17 protein-coding genes are annotated in these 17,864 nt (G+C 34.0%); 5 read left to right on the forward strand and 12 right to left on the reverse strand.

Annotated features, from left to right (window positions below; all coding sequences use genetic code 11):
* Positions 1 to 374: 374 nt before the first annotated feature.
* The 4 genes from rpsJ to rpsL are packed head-to-tail and all read right to left on the reverse strand — an operon-like array spanning position 375 to position 3,709.
* Positions 375 to 680 (reverse strand): 30S ribosomal protein S10, encoded by a 306-nt coding sequence (rpsJ, locus tag FS85_RS0114425; protein ID WP_010137088.1) that lies wholly within the window; start codon positions 678 to 680, stop codon positions 375 to 377.
* Positions 681 to 697: 17 nt separating this feature from the next.
* Positions 698 to 2,821: an elongation factor G gene (gene fusA, locus FS85_RS0114430; RefSeq protein WP_010137089.1), complete on the reverse strand. Its 2,124-nt coding sequence runs from the start codon at positions 2,819 to 2,821 to the stop codon at positions 698 to 700.
* 5 nt (positions 2,822 to 2,826) lie between these two features.
* A complete protein-coding gene (gene rpsG, locus FS85_RS0114435; protein WP_010137090.1) occupies positions 2,827 to 3,306 on the reverse strand; it encodes a 30S ribosomal protein S7 in 480 nt (159 codons plus the stop codon).
* Positions 3,307 to 3,334: 28 nt separating this feature from the next.
* A complete protein-coding gene (gene rpsL, locus FS85_RS0114440) occupies positions 3,335 to 3,709 on the reverse strand; it encodes a 30S ribosomal protein S12 (RefSeq protein ID WP_010137091.1) in 375 nt (124 codons plus the stop codon).
* A 179-nt stretch (positions 3,710 to 3,888) separates the two neighbouring features.
* Between rpsL and FS85_RS0114445 the strand changes: the two genes are divergently transcribed.
* The 5 genes from FS85_RS0114445 to FS85_RS0114465 all read left to right on the forward strand — a co-directional run bounded on the left by FS85_RS0114445 (position 3,889) and on the right by FS85_RS0114465 (position 8,977).
* Positions 3,889 to 5,481, forward strand: coding sequence for a BamA/TamA family outer membrane protein (locus tag FS85_RS0114445; RefSeq protein ID WP_010137092.1), 1,593 nt, complete (start codon positions 3,889 to 3,891; stop codon positions 5,479 to 5,481).
* Between the two features lie 90 nt (positions 5,482 to 5,571).
* Entirely contained in the window at positions 5,572 to 6,321 is a 750-nt protein-coding gene (rlmB, locus tag FS85_RS0114450) for a 23S rRNA (guanosine(2251)-2'-O)-methyltransferase RlmB (protein WP_010137093.1), read from the forward strand.
* Between the two features lie 102 nt (positions 6,322 to 6,423).
* Entirely contained in the window at positions 6,424 to 7,023 is a 600-nt protein-coding gene (locus FS85_RS0114455; protein ID WP_010137094.1) for a PhnA domain-containing protein, read from the forward strand.
* 46 nt (positions 7,024 to 7,069) lie between these two features.
* A complete protein-coding gene (locus FS85_RS0114460) occupies positions 7,070 to 8,023 on the forward strand; it encodes an RluA family pseudouridine synthase (protein WP_010137095.1) in 954 nt (317 codons plus the stop codon).
* Positions 8,024 to 8,107: 84 nt separating this feature from the next.
* Complete coding sequence (locus FS85_RS0114465; protein WP_010137096.1) at positions 8,108 to 8,977, forward strand: cupin-like domain-containing protein; 870 nt, start codon at positions 8,108 to 8,110, stop codon at positions 8,975 to 8,977.
* Positions 8,978 to 8,998: 21 nt separating this feature from the next.
* Here the strand turns inward: FS85_RS0114465 and FS85_RS0114470 are convergent, their stop codons facing one another.
* From FS85_RS0114470 to purH, 8 genes are all read right to left on the reverse strand, one after another.
* Complete coding sequence (locus FS85_RS0114470) at positions 8,999 to 9,805, reverse strand: ABC transporter substrate-binding protein (protein WP_010137097.1); 807 nt, start codon at positions 9,803 to 9,805, stop codon at positions 8,999 to 9,001.
* Positions 9,805 to 10,638 carry an orotidine-5'-phosphate decarboxylase gene (gene pyrF, locus FS85_RS0114475; protein ID WP_010137098.1) on the reverse strand — a complete coding sequence of 278 codons (834 nt, stop codon included), beginning with the start codon at positions 10,636 to 10,638 and terminating at the stop codon, positions 9,805 to 9,807. Before pyrF ends, FS85_RS0114470 begins: the two co-directional genes overlap by 1 nt.
* A 64-nt stretch (positions 10,639 to 10,702) precedes the next feature.
* Complete coding sequence (gene rodA / locus FS85_RS0114480; RefSeq protein WP_010137099.1) at positions 10,703 to 11,980, reverse strand: rod shape-determining protein RodA; 1,278 nt, start codon at positions 11,978 to 11,980, stop codon at positions 10,703 to 10,705.
* Positions 11,981 to 11,983: 3 nt separating this feature from the next.
* Entirely contained in the window at positions 11,984 to 13,852 is a 1,869-nt protein-coding gene (gene mrdA, locus FS85_RS0114485) for a penicillin-binding protein 2 (protein ID WP_010137100.1), read from the reverse strand.
* Positions 13,849 to 14,355 (reverse strand): rod shape-determining protein MreD, encoded by a 507-nt coding sequence (gene mreD, locus FS85_RS16285; RefSeq protein WP_010137101.1) that lies wholly within the window; start codon positions 14,353 to 14,355, stop codon positions 13,849 to 13,851. The genes mrdA and mreD overlap by 4 nt, the downstream gene beginning before the upstream one ends.
* Positions 14,348 to 15,187 carry a rod shape-determining protein MreC gene (gene mreC / locus FS85_RS0114495; RefSeq protein WP_029489506.1) on the reverse strand — a complete coding sequence of 280 codons (840 nt, stop codon included), beginning with the start codon at positions 15,185 to 15,187 and terminating at the stop codon, positions 14,348 to 14,350. Before mreC ends, mreD begins: the two co-directional genes overlap by 8 nt.
* Before the next feature lie 12 nt (positions 15,188 to 15,199).
* Complete coding sequence (locus FS85_RS0114500; RefSeq protein WP_010137103.1) at positions 15,200 to 16,228, reverse strand: rod shape-determining protein; 1,029 nt, start codon at positions 16,226 to 16,228, stop codon at positions 15,200 to 15,202.
* 48 nt (positions 16,229 to 16,276) lie between these two features.
* Complete coding sequence (gene purH, locus FS85_RS0114505) at positions 16,277 to 17,803, reverse strand: bifunctional phosphoribosylaminoimidazolecarboxamide formyltransferase/IMP cyclohydrolase (RefSeq protein WP_010137104.1); 1,527 nt, start codon at positions 17,801 to 17,803, stop codon at positions 16,277 to 16,279.
* Positions 17,804 to 17,864 lie beyond the last annotated feature (61 nt).

Here is a 17,864-nt window from a genome sequence, read left to right on the forward strand (position 1 = left end):
AAATCTACATTCTCGCAACACCCTTCTATCCTAACATCACAAAATATCCCCCGAAAAAGGACTGCAAAGATAAGGTTTTTTATTTAACTCACTAATTTTCAGCACAAAACTTTTAACTTTTTTTATCAATTCGTATTGTTTGTAATTATGATTTTATTCCTGTAAACTTTAAGCTTTTGTGAATTCTTTTTTTGTTTTTTAAAAATTCATCATTTTCCACCCTAGATAGCTCCTTTTGAAACACTTTAAGAATTTAGTAGCATTGTAAAATAACACCTATTTTTTATTTATCTTACTAAATAAAAAACCCTATCAGCTAAAACTGATAGGGTTTCTATTTTCTAATGTGTTGCTAAAACTAGTTCAGCAATTTATCACACCTTAATTTCTACTTCAACTCCAGAAGGTAATTCTAACTTCATCAAAGCATCAATAGTCTTAGAAGAAGAACTATAGATATCTAATAATCTTTTATACGAAGATAATTGGAATTGCTCTCTAGATTTCTTGTTTACGTGTGGAGAACGTAATACAGTAAAAATCTTTTTGTTGGTTGGCAAAGGAATAGGACCGTTAACTACAGCTCCTGTTGACTTTACCGTCTTAACGATCTTCTCAGCTGATTTATCAACCAAGTTGTAGTCGTAAGACTTTAATTTTATTCTGATTTTTTGACTCATTTTCTAAATGTTTTAAATTAAGCTTTAGAAGCTGCGATTACCTCTTCAGATACGTTTGATGGAGTTTCTGCATAGTGAGAGAACGACATTGTAGACGTTGCTCTACCCGAAGATAACGTACGCAACGTAGTTACATAACCAAACATTTCTGACAATGGCACATCAGCTTTTACAACTTTAGCTCCTCCTCTATCACTCATATCGTTAACTTGACCTCTACGTCTGTTTAAGTCTCCTACGATATCTCCCATGTTTTCTTCTGGAGTAATTACTTCTAATTTCATGATTGGCTCTAAGATTACAGCCCCTGCAGATTTTGCAGCAGCTTTGTATCCTAATTTAGCAGCCAATTCGAAAGATAAAGCATCAGAATCTACTGGGTGGAAAGAACCATCAATCAATCTTACTTTTAAAGTATCCATAACGAAACCGGCTAATGGTCCGTTTTTCATTGCCTCTTCAAAACCTTTTTGCACAGCTGGGATAAATTCTTTTGGAATACGTCCTCCTTTGATTTCATCAACAAACTGCAAGCCATCTCCTTCAAAATCAGCATCTACAGGTCCCATTTCAAATACAATATCACCAAACTTACCACGTCCTCCAGATTGCTTTTTATAAGTTTCTCTGTGCTCTGCAGCTCTAGTTACAGTTTCTTTGTATTCTACTTGTGGTTCTCCTTGACTTACTTCTACTTTAAATTCACGCTTCAAACGGTCGATTAGTACCTCTAAGTGCAATTCTCCCATTCCTGAGATTACTGTTTGCCCTGAAGCTTCATCCGTTTTTACAGTAAATGTTGGATCTTCTTCTGCCAATTTACCTAAAGCAATACCCATTTTATCAACATCTGCTTTTGTTTTAGGCTCAATAGCGATACCAATTACAGGATCTGGGAAATCCATAGATTCCAAAATAATCGGTGCTTCTAATGAAGACATCGTATCACCTGTTTTGATATCTTTAAATCCTACTGCAGCACCAATATCTCCTGCTTCAATAAAGTCAATCGCTTTTTGAGAGTTTGCATGCATTTGGTAAATACGTGAAATACGTTCTTTTTTACCTGAGCGGTTATTTAAAATATAAGAACCCGCATCCAAACGACCAGAGTATGCACGGAAGAAAGCCAAACGACCTACAAATGGGTCTGTAGCAATCTTAAATGCCAATGCAGAAAAATTATCTTTTGCATCTGGTTTTCTAGAGGTTTCGTTACCCGTGTTAGGATCTGTACCTACAATGTTATCTCTATCTAATGGAGAAGGCAAGTAACGACATACAGCATCTAACAAGAATTGTACTCCTTTGTTTTTAAAAGATGAACCACAAATCATTGGAATAATTGCCATATCCATTACAGCAGCACGCAAAGCAGCGTGTACTTCTTCTTCTGTAATAGAGTTTTCATCTTCCATAAACTTCTCTAACAAGTTTTCATCGTAAGAAGCTACTTCTTCAATTAATCTTGCACGAGCCTCAGATGCTTCGTCTACCAAATCCTCAGGAATATCTACTACGTCAAAAGTAGCACCTTGTGTTTCTTCGTGCCAGATTATTGCTCTGTTTTTCACCAAGTCAACAATCCCTTTAAAATCCGCTTCTTCACCAATTGGCAATACGATTTCAACAGCATTTGAACCTAACATTTCCTTTACTTGGTTACATACGTTTGCAAAATTAGATCCTTGACGATCCATTTTGTTTACGAAACCAATACGTGGCACTTTATAGTTATCTGCTAATCTCCAGTTTGTTTCTGATTGCGGTTCAACACCATCAACAGCACTAAATAAGAAAACCAACCCGTCTAATACACGTAAAGATCTGTTTACCTCTACTGTAAAATCAACGTGACCAGGAGTATCAATAATGTTAAAATGATATCCTTTAGTATCTGGCGTTGGTTGTCCGTTTTCTACAGGGAACTGCCAAGTACAAGTGGTTGCAGCAGAAGTAATTGTAATTCCTCTTTCCTGCTCTTGCTCCATCCAGTCCATCGTAGCTGCACCGTCATGAACTTCTCCAATCTTATGAGAAACCCCTGTGTAGTACAAGATACGTTCTGTTGTTGTTGTTTTTCCTGCATCAATATGAGCAGCAATACCAATGTTTCTAGTTAATTTTAAATCTCTAGCCATTTTTATTAAAATCTAAAGTGTGAAAATGCTTTGTTAGCTTCTGCCATTTTATGTACATCAACTCTCTTCTTAACAGCAGCTCCTTCTTCTTTAGCAGCAGCTAAAATTTCTGCAGCTAATTTTTGAGCCATTGTTTTTTCATTACGATTTCTTGAGTAAGAAATCAACCACTTCATCGCCATAGAAACCTTACGGTCTGGTCTAATCGGCATAGGGATTTGAAACGTAGCACCTCCTACACGACGGCTACGAACTTCTACTTGAGGCATTACGTTAGATAATGCATCTTTCCATATTTCTAAAGAAGTCTTCTCTTCAGAATCTCCTTTTTTTGTTTCTACAATTTCTAATGCATCGTAAAAAATCTTAAATGCAACAGATTTTTTTCCATCCCACATTAAATTGTTTACGAAACGTGTTACCAACTGATCGTTAAACTTTGGATCTGGTAAAAGAACTCTTTTTTTCGCTCTTCTTTTTCTCATGTCTTTCTATGATTTTAAGTTTAACAGTTTATTTCTTTGGTCTCTTAGCTCCGTACTTAGATCTACGTTGAGTTCTTCCTTCTACACCTGCGGTATCTAAGGCACCACGTACTACGTGGTACTTAACTCCTGGTAAATCTTTTACTCTTCCTCCCCTTACTAATACTATCGAGTGCTCTTGTAGGTTATGTCCTTCTCCTGGGATGTAAGCGTTTATCTCGTTACCGTTTGTTAACCTAACACGAGCAACTTTACGCATTGCCGAGTTTGGTTTTTTAGGTGTTGTAGTATAAACACGTGTACATACTCCACGACGTTGTGGACATGCCTTCAAAGCAGCCGATTTACTCTTCTTAGTAACTTGGGCTCTTCCTTTTCTAACTAATTGTTGAATAGTTGGCATAAATAATTATATATAAACGTTTTAATTAACTCCTTGAAATAGGTTCAAGGGTGTGCAAAAGTACAATTATTTTATAATTAATCAAATATCAGCAAGTTAATTTTATTTAACAGAGATTTTTATTTTAATTTGAATAACGTTTTTTTCTCTTTTTTTCGAAAATTTGTGATGTTATTCTTATGCGATGTATTTTATTTTTTTTCCTTATTTCTTTACATCTTTTAGCACAGGAGAAAACCAACAATAATTCTACTTTTTTTTATTTAACGGACTCTTTAAACAGTAAAATTCAACTAGGTCATTTAAAAAGTTACGAACAAGTTCAGAAAAAACTATACAAAGAAGGTTATTTTTATTTTACATCTGAGCTAAAATCTTCTAAGAGTGTAGATAGTATTGCCATCGACTTAGGAAAAAGAACAGACATACTGGCTATACAAATCTCTTCTAAAGAGCTTCAAAAATATTTAAAAACTAAAAAAACAGAAATTTGTATCATTCCCAAAGATTTAGATGTTTGGATTGAGCAACTCAGTTCCTATTTTGATGAAAAAGGAGAAAACTTTTCAGAAATTAAACTTACCCATCAAATTACAAAAAACGACACTTTGTTCTGCAATATAAATATCAATCGTTCTGCCAAAAGAAAAGTAGACAAGGTGGTGATAAAAGGCTATCATCGATTTCCAAAAAAATTTATTAAACACTATCTCCATCAAAAAAAAACATTTAGTAAAACTTTACTTAGAGAAACTGAAAAAAAAATAAACCAACTAGCTTTTGTTAAAAACAAACAGAAACCTGCCGTCCTTTTTACAAAAGACTCTACCCATTTATACCTATACCTAGAAAGAGTAAAAGCCAATAAATTAGATGCTTTACTTGGTTTTAGCAATCAGGGAGAGAGCGGAGATTTTCAGTTTAACGGCCATATAGACATTGCTTTAACCAATACTTTACACAAAGGAGAATCTTTTTCATTTTCATGGAAAAACAACGGACAAGAGCAAGAGGAAATTTTATTAAACCTAGAAAGCCCTTATGTTTTTAACAGTCCTTTATTTGTAGGTTACAGCTTAAATATTTATAAACAAGATAGTAGCTTTGTAAATACGCAAAACAAATTTCTGTTGGGATACCAACCTCATTTTAAACACAAAATAAGCACCTATTTCCTTGCAGAAAGTTCGGCCAATATTAGCGAAACAAAAAATATTGAAGCCTATAAAAAGAAGCATATAGGATTTATTTACTCTTACAAAGAGATGAATGAATGGAAAATACCTAAAAAATTACTTTTTATTGACATTGCGTATGGCGTAAAAGAAACAGAACAAAACACACCTCAACAAACTATTAAAACGGAACTAATTTACAATATTCCCATTAGCAACACACATTTTTTATATCTACAAAACCGAAATGCATGGCTTGGTTCTAACAACAAAACTTTTAATGAGCTATACAGAACCGGAGGAGCTACAACAATGAGAGGTTTTTTAGAACAAAGCATAGTAGCACACCTATATAACTATAGTAATATTGAATATAGACTGTTTACCAACAGTAATAGTTATTTATATGGTTTTGGTGATGTTGGTTATTTTAAAAACTTAACACAGGAAAACAACCTCCTTAGTTTGGGTTTAGGATATACTTTTGGCACGCGTGGTGGATTGTTAAAAATAAGCTATGCTGTAGGAAAAAGCAACCATTCCAATTTTGATTTAAACACTGGATTATTCCATGTAAATTTTGTGACTTTATTTTAATTTTCAAAAAATAAAATCGTTGTAAGCACAACCTTTATTTTTTACATTTTAGATTCTAACTTCTAGCATTCAAAATAGTACCTTTGCAAAATGGAAGAAAAACAAACCTCTAAGATATTCGGAATTCGTGCTATTATAGAAGCTATTCATGCAGGGAGTTCCATAGACAAAGTCTTTTTGCAAAAAGATGTAAGCGGAACTTTAATAAATGAGTTAAAGCAACTGATTAAAAACAACAACATTACTTCTAGCATTGTTCCTGTAGAAAAGCTAGATAGAATGTCTAGAAACAACAACCATCAGGGAGCAGCAGCATTAATAGCCCCTATTTCTTTTTACGATTTAGACAGTTTGATTACCAAAACCCTAGAAAAAAAAGAAACTCCTTTGTTTATTCTCTTAGACCAAATTTCGGACGTTCGTAATTTTGGTGCTATTATCCGTACTGCAGAATGTACTGGAGCACATGGTGTTATTATTCCTAAAAGCGGGAATGCTCCTGTTAACGGAGAAACTGTAAAAACATCAGCAGGTGCTGCTTTTAATGTACCTATATGCAAAGTAGACCATATTAAGGATGCTATTTTTATGCTACAAGCAGCAGACATCCAAATAGTTTGTGCTACAGAAAAAACAGAAGACACCATTTACGATGTAGATCTAAAACAGCCTACTGCCCTAGTTATGGGATCAGAAGACAGAGGTATCAATCCATCGATCTTAAAACTAGCTAATGCCAAAGCAAAACTGCCATTATTAGGTAGAATTGGTTCTTTAAACGTGTCCGTAGCTTGTGGAGCGTTTTTGTACGAAGCAGTAAGACAGCGAAGCAACTTATAACCATTCGTAAAAAATCTGGTTTACTTAAACAATAAGAGTTTTTAACCCATATTTTAAACAAAAAAACGAAAGCTAATAGTTAACAGCGAACGATCAATTAGAATGAATATAACCGAAGAACTGATTCAACGAAGCGGAAATAAATGTGAACTATGTGGAGCTTCACATAATTTAAATGACTTAAAGTTGCCACCTAGCTTAAACGACACCTTAGACACCAACATTTTAGTTTGTGGTACTTGTCATGATCAGATTGAAAATCCTGAAAACATGGATGCCAACCACTGGAGGTGTTTAAACGATGCTATGTGGAGCGAGCACAAAGCAGTACAAATTACAGCTTGGCGAATGTTACAACGATTACGTAATGAAGGATGGCCTCAAGATTTATTAGACATGATGTACTTAGAAGATGCAGACCTACGCTTTGCCGAAGCAACAGGAGAACATTTAAGTGATGATGAGAAAATAATTCACAGAGACTGCAATGGTGCTCTTTTAGAAACAGGTGATTCGGTAACCATGACTAAAGACAAAGATTTAAAAGGAGCTGGAAGCTTTACCATCAAAAGAGGAACTGTTATTAGAAACATTTCTTTAGTACACGACAATGCCAATCAAATTGAAGGAAAAGTTAACGGAACCAGCGTAGTGATTTTAACAAAATACTTAAAGAAAATAGGAGCCGATCAACAAGGATAATTACAGCAAACTCATAGCTTGTAACACCAATAACGCCCTATAAATAATGAACTGCAATAAAGAATCTTTTCAAAAACAAATTCAAAAAACATGTACTCCTCTACCAGGCAGCATTGCTTACCCTACTACATACAAACTGCCTGTTAAAAAAAAATACGAAGGACGTACTATTATTGATTTTTTTTTAGAAGTTGTTCCTAGATCATCAAAAGAACTATGGTTGTCAAAAATCCGCAACAAGACCTTACTAATTAATGGAAAGCCTGCTAACGAAAACACTATTGTTAAAGGAGGAGACATTACCCAACACACTTCTGAACCCAAAATAGAACCAGATGTTTCTATAAAAATCGATTTGCTATACAACGATGATAAGCTACTAATTGTAAACAAACCCGCTCCACTACCCATGCATCCAAGTGGTCGATTTAATAAAAATTCTTTAACAGAGATTCTAAAATTGGCTTTTCCAGAAGAAGACTTTAAAATTATTCATCGATTGGATGCCAATACTACAGGAATTGTTGTTTTCGGAAAAAACAAAGAGATAGCAACCGCTATTGGCACACAGTTTGAGCAGAAATTAACTACAAAAAAGTACATTGCTTTGGTAGAGGGGATTGTAGAAAAAGAAGAGTTTGCCATGAACTCTAAAATAGGTACAAAAAAAACAATTGGAGGAGGTAGAGCTTCCGATCAAAATGGACAAGAAGCCTATACAGAGTTTAAAGTTTTGGAAAGAAGACAAAACACCAAACAAACTTTGTTAGAAGTTACCCCACATACTGGGAGAACAAATCAAATTAGGCTGCATTTGGCACAGTTAAAACACGCTATTGTTGGAGACTGGGGATACAAAGACCCTAACTATTTTAAAAACCACCCGCTAACCTATCCAACAGACAGTTTGTACTTACATGCTTGGCAGTTAGAATTTAAGTATCAAAATCAAAATTTAAAAATTCAAACAGCCATTCCAACAAAATTTGAAATCCAATAATATTCTGCCTATTTAATTTTTAAACCACTAAATTCTTGTAATTTTACACTTGAAATTCTTTTATAAACCTAAATATAAATCGTTATGAATTTACAGCTCAAATCAGTTGATGTGGTAGAAAACATAAGTAAAGACGATTTTTATAACAACTACTACAAAAAGCAAAAACCTGTTGTTATAAAGCAGTTCTCTAAGGAATGGCCTGCTTTTGACAAGTGGAGTTTGGAGTACATGAAAGAAGTTGCTGGGAACAAAACCGTTCCTTTATATGATAATAGACCTTTAAATGCCAAGACTAAATTTAACAGCCCACATGCTCATATGAAAATGAGTGAATACATTGATTTGTTAAAAAAAGGCCCTACTAAATATCGAATTTTTTTATGGAATATTTTAAAAGAAATTCCCTCATTACAGAGTGATTTCTCTTATCCTGATTTAGGATTTCGTTTTTTTAAAGTACTTCCTACCTTGTTTTTTGGAGGTGAGAATTCTTATACATTTATGCATTACGATATAGATTTGGCGAATATTTTTCATTTTCACTTTGAAGGGAAAAAAGAATGCATCCTTTTTGATCAAGACCAAACACCATACTTATACAAGTTACCCAATTCGTTGATGACACATAAGGATATTGATTTTTCGAACCCTGATTTTGATAAATTCCCTGCTTTAAAAAATGCCAAAGGCTTTATTGCCAATTTAGAACATGGTGATGTACTTTACATTCCAGAAGGATACTGGCACTATATGAAATACATTACCGCAGGTTTTTCTATGAGCTTGAGAAGTATTGCCAAAAAACCAAAGCACTTGGCAGAAACCTTTTATAATTTTGCCGTAATGATTCCTGTAGAAAACTTAATGAGAAAAACCTTAGGAAACAAATGGTTAAACTGGAAATACAAAAGATCTTTAGACAATACTAAAAAATACGAAGAAGCTTCTTAAAAGCTTCTTTTTTTATACTATCTAAAACGATGCTCCCTCTAGTTTTTGTCTAAGAGCTTTAAAGTAATCAAAAGACTTAAGTAACCTAGAACCAAACCAACTAAACATTTCTCCATCTACAAAAACAGCACTAGAACGATTGGTGTATTCACTAATTTCAAAAGCATGTTTGTCTTGAAATGGAAAAGGTTCCGATGAAAAAAATAACACTTCAGGATCTCCGTCATAACGTATTCTTTTAGGGTCTATTTCTGGATATTGTGTTAAGTTTTGATAAATGTTTTCGTATTTGCACAAGTCTAATAGGTGATTGATGTAAGTTCCCTCTGCAGCCACCATCCAGGGTTTGTACCAAATAAAGTACGCTACTTTTTTGGGCTGATACTGCTGCATAAAGTTGATAAATTCTTTTTGCTTTAATTCTATTTTTCTAATAAGCAAATCTCCCTCAGTTCTTCTGTTTAGAATAACACCTATGTTCTGAATCATACGTATGGTATCTTCAACACTTTCTATTTGTGTTACAAAAACCTGCGTAAACGTTTTTAATTGCTCTACTATTTCTGGTGTGTTTTCTTCTTTGTTACAAAACACCAAATCGGGTTTTAGTGCTTTTATTTTTTCTATGTCCGCATCTTTTGTTCCTCCAACAATATTTTTTACATGTTTAAAATGTGGTGGAGAAATACAAAACTTTGTAACCCCTACAATAAATTCTTCTAGGTTTAAATCGTACAAAGTTTCTGTAATAGAAGGAACCAACGAAACAATTTTTGTATTTCGTCTTTCAAAGGAAAGTACATTTCCTAAATCGTCTATAAAGGTCATCAAATTATATTTTTCACTTGTAAAATTTTAGCCATTTGCTCTTGTAACTTTTTGGCTTCTTGTCTTGCAGCTTTTGCAAAATCTTTTTCTTTACTAGCATATATAATTCCTCTTGACGAGTTAATTAACAAACCAATGTTTTGTGTATTAATTCCATGTTCACAAACATCTTGCAAACTTCCTCCTTGTGCTCCTACCCCAGGAACCAACAAAAAATTATCGGGTGCTATGGCTCTTATATCTTTAAAATAAGATGCTTTGGTCGCTCCTACAACAAACATTAAATTCTGAGCGTTGTTCCATGTCATAGCCGTTTGCAATACTTCTTGATACATTTTTACTCCGTCCTTTAATTCTTTTCCCTGAAAGTCCAAACCTCCTTTATTAGACGTTAAAGCTAATAAAATGGTAAACTTATCCTTAAAGGCCAAAAAAGGCTCTACAGAATCACTTCCCATATAAGGTGCCACTGTAACAGAATCAAAGTTTAAATCTTCAAAAAAAGCTTTTGCATACATTGTTGATGTATTTCCGATATCTCCTCTTTTAGCATCGGCAATAGTAAAGATTCTAGGATAATTCTGGTTTATGTACTTGATTGTTTTATCTAAGGATTGCCATCCTTTTATTCCGTAAGCCTCGTAAAACGCTGTATTGGGCTTATATGCTACGGCAAAGTGATGCGTTTCGTCAATAATTTGCTTATTGAATTCAAAAATTGGGTCTTCTGTTTCTAATAAATATGGTGGAATTTTATCTAAATCTACATCTAACCCAACACATAAAAAAGATTTTTTTCTTTTAATTTCCGAAACTAGCTCCTGAATATTCATGACAAATCACTAAAAAATAATATTTGGCAAAAGTAATCAATCACTATAAAATAATCAGTTTAAATTACAAAATGTAATTCTTAGATGCATCTAGCTTGATAAAAATAAACAGCATGATGGTAAATCCCCACAAAGATGATCCTCCGTAGCTAAAAAAGGGCAATGGAATTCCGATGGTTGGAAACAATCCTATAACCATACCTATATTGATGAGCACGTGAAAAAAGAAAACCGAAGCAACTCCATAACCAAAAGCACGACTAAATTTTGATTTTTGTTTTTCAGACAAATACAAAAGTCTTAAGATTAAAAACAAAAAAAGACCAATAACCAAACAACTTCCCAAAAAACCCCATTCTTCTCCTACAGTACTAAATATATAATCGGTATCTTGTTCTGGCACAAATTTACCTTGGGTTCTATCACCCTGTAGATATCCTTTTCCTGTTAATCCTCCAGACACAATGGTTTTTATAGATTGATATGTATTGTAGCCAATATCGCTAGTATCTTCACTAAGTCCTAACAAAACATTAAATCGATCTCTATGCCTTTGTTTAAATATGTAGTGAAACAAATAATACACACTAAAAACATAAACTTGTGCAGCCGAAAAAACAGCCAGCATTTTTCCCCAATCAAAACGTAAAGACATTTTTTTTGTTCTTACCAAATAGAGCACCAATAAAATAGTGATTAAACTTACTGCTACCATAACCGTTATGTAACCAAATACTAGTGTGGTTAAAAAAAGGACAATAGCTAAAGTACCTATTACCATAATTCTAGGATGCAATCCTTCTCTGTAAAAAAGTAATATTAAAGACACATAAACCAAGGCAGAACCAGGGTCTGGTTGTAGTGTGATTAAAACAGCAGGAACACAAATAATTACAAAAGCTTTTGCTTTGTCTTTTATTAAAGAAAAATTAAACTGTTTATCGCTTAAGAGTCTTGCCAAAGCCAATAAAGTTCCTGTTTTTGCAAATTCCGTGGGTTGTAGTCCTAAACCACCAATGTTATACCAAGAGGTTGCTCCATTAATGTTTTTACCAAATACAAACAAGCCCATTAAACTAAGCATACAGCCTATGTAAATAAAAGCTGCAAATTTTTCGTAAAAAAAACTATCTACAAACAAGATAAAAACCCCCATAACAAGTCCCAAACCTATCCATAAGATTTGCTTACCGTAACGCATTCCAAAATCTAATACTTCTTGATGATTTTCTGTTTGAGAAGCAGCATAGATGTTCATCCACCCAAAAAGTACTAAAAATAGATAAAGTATTACCAATGTAACATCTACCTGTGCAAAAATATTTAATCTCTGATTTCTCAACGTTTAATTTGTTTCTTGGATTAGTTGTTTTTTATATTCTGCTTCTAAACTTGTTTTTAAAATACGCTCTTCCCACCAACCTAAACTATGAGTTCCTAAAAGATATTTTTCTATCATTAAACTAGCAATTGGTGCTGCAATGGTAGAGCCATACCCTCCGTTTTCAACAAAAATGGCTAAGGCAATCTTAGGATCTTCTTTAGGAGCAAAAGCTACAAAAATGGAATGATCTGTTAATGCTACTTTTTTTCCATTTTTACGCATGTAGTTTTGCACTGTTCCTGTTTTCCCACAAATATCTAAACCTTTTATTTGCACGTGCTTTGCTGTTCCTTTTTTATACACATCATGCATTCCTTCTATTACAGGAGCAAAATATTTAGCTGCTACTGTTGTATTTCTTTTTTTTGTATATTTTTTTATTCCGTGTGGTCTGTTGTTTATTTTTTTAATGACATGTGGTGTATAAAAATACCCTCTATTGGCTATAGCCGCAGTAAGATTGGCTAATTGTATAGGAGTTGTAATGATTTCTCCTTGACCAATTGCATTGGAAATAATGGTAGATGATCTCCAACTTTTTCTCGGATAATACCTATCGTAATAACTAGAAGTAGGTATCAATCCTTTTCTTCCTGTAGGCAAATCATATCCTAAATATTGTCCCAGTCCAAAACTTCGTAAATGTGCTGCCCAATTGTCTACTCCTTCTTGTGCTGTTTTTTTCTTTTCTATAATCCTCTTAAACACATTGGAAAAATAGCTATTACAAGATTTTGCTATGGCTGTTTGTAAATGAATTGGACTTCCGTAAATTCCACAATGACATCCCATAAAATCTTTAGGATGCCTTCCGTATCGATATCCTCCGTAACAATAAAAACTAGAATATTCGTTAATCACCCCTTCTTGCATTCCTATCAGCCCCTCTACCAACTTAAAAGGGGAACCTGGTGCGTATGCAGCCATCAATCCTCTATCAAACATAGGTTGATTAATGGTGTCTTTAAACAAACGAACTGAATTTTTTGACTTTTGTCGTCCTACCATCAAATTAGGATCGTAAGATGGTGCAGTAATTAAAGCTAAAATCTCTCCTGTTTTGGGTTCTATAGCAACAATTCCTCCTCGCTTTCCACTCATCAACTGTTCACCGTACTGCTGTAACTCTAAGTCTATGGTTAGTGTAAGATCTTTTCCTGCAACAGGCAAGGTATCGTAAAGACCTTCTTTATAAGGCCCTAAAATTTTGTTTAGTCTATTTCTTTGTATGTAAGCTACTCCTTTTTTTCCTCGGAGTTCTTTTTCGTATTGTTTTTCTATTCCTGTGGTTCCAATCAATTCTCCTTGCTCGTAATAATCACTTTTTTTTGCAAGTTCTTCATTCACTTCATTAATATAGCCCAAGACGTTTGCTGCCGATTGATGTGGATACGATCGCATATTTTTTTTCTGAACACTAAATCCTTTAAACTTGTGTATTTTCTCCTGAAAAAAAGCGTAATCTTCTTTAGATAGTTGATTTAAAAAAACGGAAGGCAACCATGGAGAATAATTCATGGCTCTTTCGTATTTTTTGTAAAAATAATCTTTATCTATTTTTAACAATCGACAAAATTCAAGCGTATCAAAAGGCTTTACTTCGTTGGGAACAATTTTTACATCATAAGTGTGCTCGTTGGCTATTAGTAATTTTCCGTTTCTATCGTACACAAATCCTCTGGGGGGATATGTATATATTTTTTTTATACTAGAACCCGTAAGTTTGGTTTCGGTTTTGTCGTGCACTAGCACCTGTAAGTAGTAAAGTCTAACTATAAAAATAACACTCGTTAAGATAACAAGAATTGGAAAAAGTTGACTTTTCTTCATTGGGGATTTGGGCTAAATATCGATAAAACTACAAGTGTTACAAAGGTAGTAAAAATACTACTTACAGCGGCTTTCCACAACACAGTCCCTATTGTTGAAATATCAAAATAAGAGAGTCCAAATTGCACAAAATGAAACAGGAAAGAAAGCACAAAAATCATCACCAATTTTGTGGATGTTCGGTACAAATTGTATTCAAAGTTTTTTTCGAATACTTCTTTTTTGTTTAAGATTTTTTTAAACACAGGCATTCTTAAAAAAGCAACAAACGTAAAAGCTGCTGCATGAATTCCTCCCGAATTGGAAAAAAAATCCAAAGACAAACCAAAGAAAAAACTGGTGATTAAAAACAAGGTTGTTTCAACCTTTATAGGAAACCACAAAACAAACAACAAGCTCCATTGCGGATTTACAAAGCCAAAAATTCGCATCTTATTTCCAATTAACACCTGTGTTAACAACAACAGTATTGCCCTTAATATAAGTTTTAAAGTATCATTCATACGAGTTGTTTTCTAGGTTTATAATTTCTTCTCTATGCAGATTTTCTATCACCTGTACATTGTTTAATTTTCTAAAGTCATTAAACAACTGTATGTCTATTTTATGATGCCTTTTGTTGTAGAATTCAATATTTTTTACAGAACCAATCAAAACACCCTTAGGAAAAATAGCAGATTTACCTCCAGTAACTATTGTATCTCCTACCTGTATGTTGGCTTGCCTAGGAATGTCTTGTAACTGAACGATGTTGACTTGCTTTCCGTCCCAAGAAATGGTACCAAAATAATTGCTTTTTTTAAACCTTGCATTGGTTTTAAAGTACTTGTTTAAGACAGAAATTGCCACACTGTAGTTAGAAGAGGTTTGAGTTACAATCCCTACTATGCCTTTGGAGTTTACAACCGCCATATCCGATTTAACTCCTGATTTTTCTCCTTCAGAAAGTGTGATAAAATTATCCTTGTGATGGTATTCATTATTGATAACCGAAGCCGAAATGTAATGATATTTTACAGAATCTTTATTTTGCAAAAAAACAGCTGTTGTAGCTAAGCCCTCAAGTTTTTCTAGCTCTGTTTTGTATCGCTCAATCTGATTATACAACTGTTCATTTTCTTTATTCAACAGCGTATTTTCTTCTTTTAATCCAATAAAGTCTTCTATAGATACAAAGTTTTCATAAATACTTCCAGTAATAAAATTGGAGGAATTGATGAATTTACTTCTATGATAAGAATGTAATTGAATGGTAAACAAAAGTGCAATCAATTCTAAAATAAAAAACAACAGAAAGTTTTTGTACCTCTGGATTAAATCAAGAATAAATTGCATTGGTAACTATTGTTAACTTAATAATACGGATTTGTATTTTTCCAATTCTTTTAGTGCAATACCTGTTCCTCTTACAACGGCTCTTAACGGATCTTCTGCAATGTATACAGGCAAGTCGGTTTTTCTAGACAATCTTTTGTCTAAGCCTCGTAACATAGATCCACCTCCTGCTAAATAAATTCCAGTAGTATAAATATCCGCAGCCAACTCTGGTGGCGTAGAAGACAAACATTCCATTACTGCATCTTCAATTCTTAAAATAGACTTGTCTAGTGCTTTGGCAATTTCTCTATAAGAAACTTGTACTTGCTTCGGTTTACCACTTAACAAATCTCGTCCTTGCACTAACATATCGTCTGGCGGAGTTTCTAAATCTTCGGTTGCAGCACCAATTTGGATTTTAATTCTCTCTGCCGTAGTTTCTCCTACGTGCAAGTTGTGTTGCGTTCTCATGTAATACATAATATCAGAAGTAAACAAGTCTCCAGCTACTTTTACTGACTTATCACAAACAATACCAGCCAAAGCAATCACAGCAATTTCTGTAGTACCTCCTCCGATATCAATAATCATGTTCCCTCTAGGTTCCATGATATCAATCCCGACCCCAATAGCCGCAGCCATGGGTTCGTAGATCAAATATATTTCTCTTGCGTTCATGTGAATGGCAGAGTCTCTAACGGCTCTTTTTTCTACTTCTGTAATTCCTGAAGGGATACAAATTACCATTCGCAATGAGGGAGCAAAAATTTTCTTTTTAAAATTAGGAATACTTTTTACAAACTGCTTGATCATTTCTTCTGATGCCTGAAAATCTGCAATTACTCCGTCTTTTAACGGACGAATGGTCTTGATGTTTTCGTGTGTTTTACCCTGCATCAAATTAGCCTCATGACCTGTAGCAATAATCTTACCCGAAGTTCTATCTCTTGCAACAATGGACGGTGCATCAATCACCACTTTTCCTTCGTGTATAATTAATGTATTTGCAGTTCCTAAATCGACTGCAATATCCTCGCTCCAAAAGTCAAAAAATCCCATACTTTGTTTGTTTTTTTATCGTATCCCTATAGTACAAAAGTACTAAAATTAGTGTTTAAAGTGTCTAGTTCCTGTAAATACCATTCCTATTCCATTTTCGTTACAGTAATCAATAGACAACTGGTCTTTGATAGAACCTCCTGGTTGAATGACAGCTTCAATTCCTGCTTTATGAGCAATCTCTACACAATCTGGAAATGGAAAAAATGCATCACTTGCCATTACCGCTCCTTTTAAGTCAAAATTAAAATGGTTTGCTTTTGCAATGGCTTGCTCTAAAGCATCTACACGAGAAGTTTGACCTGTACCTCCAGCACATAATGTTTTATCTTTTACTAAGATAATAGTGTTAGATTTAGTGTGCTTACAGATTTTAGAAGCAAACAATAAGTCGTCTATCTGAGCCTCTGTTACTTGCTTTTCTGTAACGTTCTTTAAATCTTCTTTTTTATCAGTAATTAAGTTTGCATCTTGAAATAATACTCCGTTTAATGCAGTACGGTAAGAAATTTTAGGTAACTCAATATCTTTTAAGATTAAGAGTACTCTGTTTTTCTTTCCTTTTAATACTTCCAAAGCATCTGCATCGTATCCTGGAGCAATTACTACCTCGCAGAATAATTTGTGAATTTCTTCAGCAGTTTCTAAGTCAATAACTTTGTTAGCAATCAATACTCCACCAAAAGCAGAAGTAGGATCTCCAGCTAAAGCATCTACATAAGCTTGCTTGATAGTCTCTCTTTGAGCAAACCCACAAGCGTTGTTGTGCTTTAAGATCGCAAAAGTAGGAGCTTCTCCTTTAAATTCGTTGATTAAGTTTACAGCAGCATCTACATCTAATAAGTTGTTAAAACTTAATTCTTTTCCGTGTAACTTATCAAACATAGCCTCTAGGTCTCCGTAGAAAGCTCCTTTTTGGTGTGGGTTTTCTCCGTAACGCAATACTGTTGCTTTGTCAAAAGACTGACGGAAGTTGGTTTCTTCCTGATTCATGTAATTGTAAATAGCAGTATCGTAATGAGAAGAAACCGCAAAAGCTTTTGCAGAAAAACGCTTACGATCTTCAATAGAAGTAGCTCCGTTGTTTTCAGAAATAATCGTCAAAAACTCATCATACTGCTCCATCGACGAAACACAAATTACATCTTTAAAGTTTTTAGCAGCTGCACGGATTAATGAAATTCCTCCAATGTCAATTTTTTCAATAATATCTTGCTCAGAAGCTCCGCTAGCAACTGTTTTTTCAAATGGATACAAATCCACAATTACAATGTCCATTTCTGGAATTTCGTATTGTTCCAATTGTGCCACATCTCCATCGTTATCACGTCTACTTAAAATTCCTCCAAATACTTTTGGGTGCAATGTTTTTACACGTCCACCCAAAATAGATGGATATGATGTTATGTCTTCTACAGCAACGCAGTCAATTCCTAAATCTCTAATAAACTTTTCGGTTCCTCCCGTGGTATAAATGGTGATTCCTAAGTCATTAAATTTTCTTACTATGGGTTCTAAACCATCTTTGTGAAAAACCGAAATTAAAGCCGATTTGGCTTGTTTTGTAGTGCTCATTATTGTGAAATTCAATTAAAAACGCAAAATTAGAAAAAAAGTATAGGATTGCTAAAAATTC

It is taken from the genome of Ochrovirga pacifica (assembly GCF_000220525.1).
GTDB classification, from domain to species: domain Bacteria; phylum Bacteroidota; class Bacteroidia; order Flavobacteriales; family Flavobacteriaceae; genus Ochrovirga; species Ochrovirga pacifica.

What these genes read in the sequence shown, in the direction of transcription:
- rpsL (WP_010137091.1), bottom strand. Translation starts at nt 3,709, where the DNA reads ATGCCAACTATTCAACAATTAGTTAGAAAAGGAAGAGCCCAAGTTACT.
- fusA (WP_010137089.1), bottom strand. Translation starts at nt 2,821, where the DNA reads ATGGCTAGAGATTTAAAATTAACTAGAAACATTGGTATTGCTGCTCAT.
- FS85_RS0114465 (WP_010137096.1), top strand. Translation starts at nt 8,108, where the DNA reads ATGAATTTACAGCTCAAATCAGTTGATGTGGTAGAAAACATAAGTAAA.
- pyrF (WP_010137098.1), bottom strand. Translation starts at nt 10,638, where the DNA reads ATGAATATTCAGGAGCTAGTTTCGGAAATTAAAAGAAAAAAATCTTTT.
- mreC (WP_029489506.1), bottom strand. Translation starts at nt 15,187, where the DNA reads ATGCAATTTATTCTTGATTTAATCCAGAGGTACAAAAACTTTCTGTTG.
- rlmB (WP_010137093.1), top strand. Translation starts at nt 5,572, where the DNA reads ATGGAAGAAAAACAAACCTCTAAGATATTCGGAATTCGTGCTATTATA.
- FS85_RS0114445 (WP_010137092.1), top strand. Translation starts at nt 3,889, where the DNA reads ATGCGATGTATTTTATTTTTTTTCCTTATTTCTTTACATCTTTTAGCA.
- FS85_RS0114470 (WP_010137097.1), bottom strand. Translation starts at nt 9,805, where the DNA reads ATGACCTTTATAGACGATTTAGGAAATGTACTTTCCTTTGAAAGACGA.
- FS85_RS0114500 (WP_010137103.1), bottom strand. Translation starts at nt 16,228, where the DNA reads ATGGGATTTTTTGACTTTTGGAGCGAGGATATTGCAGTCGATTTAGGA.
- mreD (WP_010137101.1), bottom strand. Translation starts at nt 14,355, where the DNA reads ATGAATGATACTTTAAAACTTATATTAAGGGCAATACTGTTGTTGTTA.
- FS85_RS0114455 (WP_010137094.1), top strand. Translation starts at nt 6,424, where the DNA reads ATGAATATAACCGAAGAACTGATTCAACGAAGCGGAAATAAATGTGAA.
- mrdA (WP_010137100.1), bottom strand. Translation starts at nt 13,852, where the DNA reads ATGAAGAAAAGTCAACTTTTTCCAATTCTTGTTATCTTAACGAGTGTT.
- rpsJ (WP_010137088.1), bottom strand. Translation starts at nt 680, where the DNA reads ATGAGTCAAAAAATCAGAATAAAATTAAAGTCTTACGACTACAACTTG.
- rpsG (WP_010137090.1), bottom strand. Translation starts at nt 3,306, where the DNA reads ATGAGAAAAAGAAGAGCGAAAAAAAGAGTTCTTTTACCAGATCCAAAG.
- FS85_RS0114460 (WP_010137095.1), top strand. Translation starts at nt 7,070, where the DNA reads ATGAACTGCAATAAAGAATCTTTTCAAAAACAAATTCAAAAAACATGT.
- purH (WP_010137104.1), bottom strand. Translation starts at nt 17,803, where the DNA reads ATGAGCACTACAAAACAAGCCAAATCGGCTTTAATTTCGGTTTTTCAC.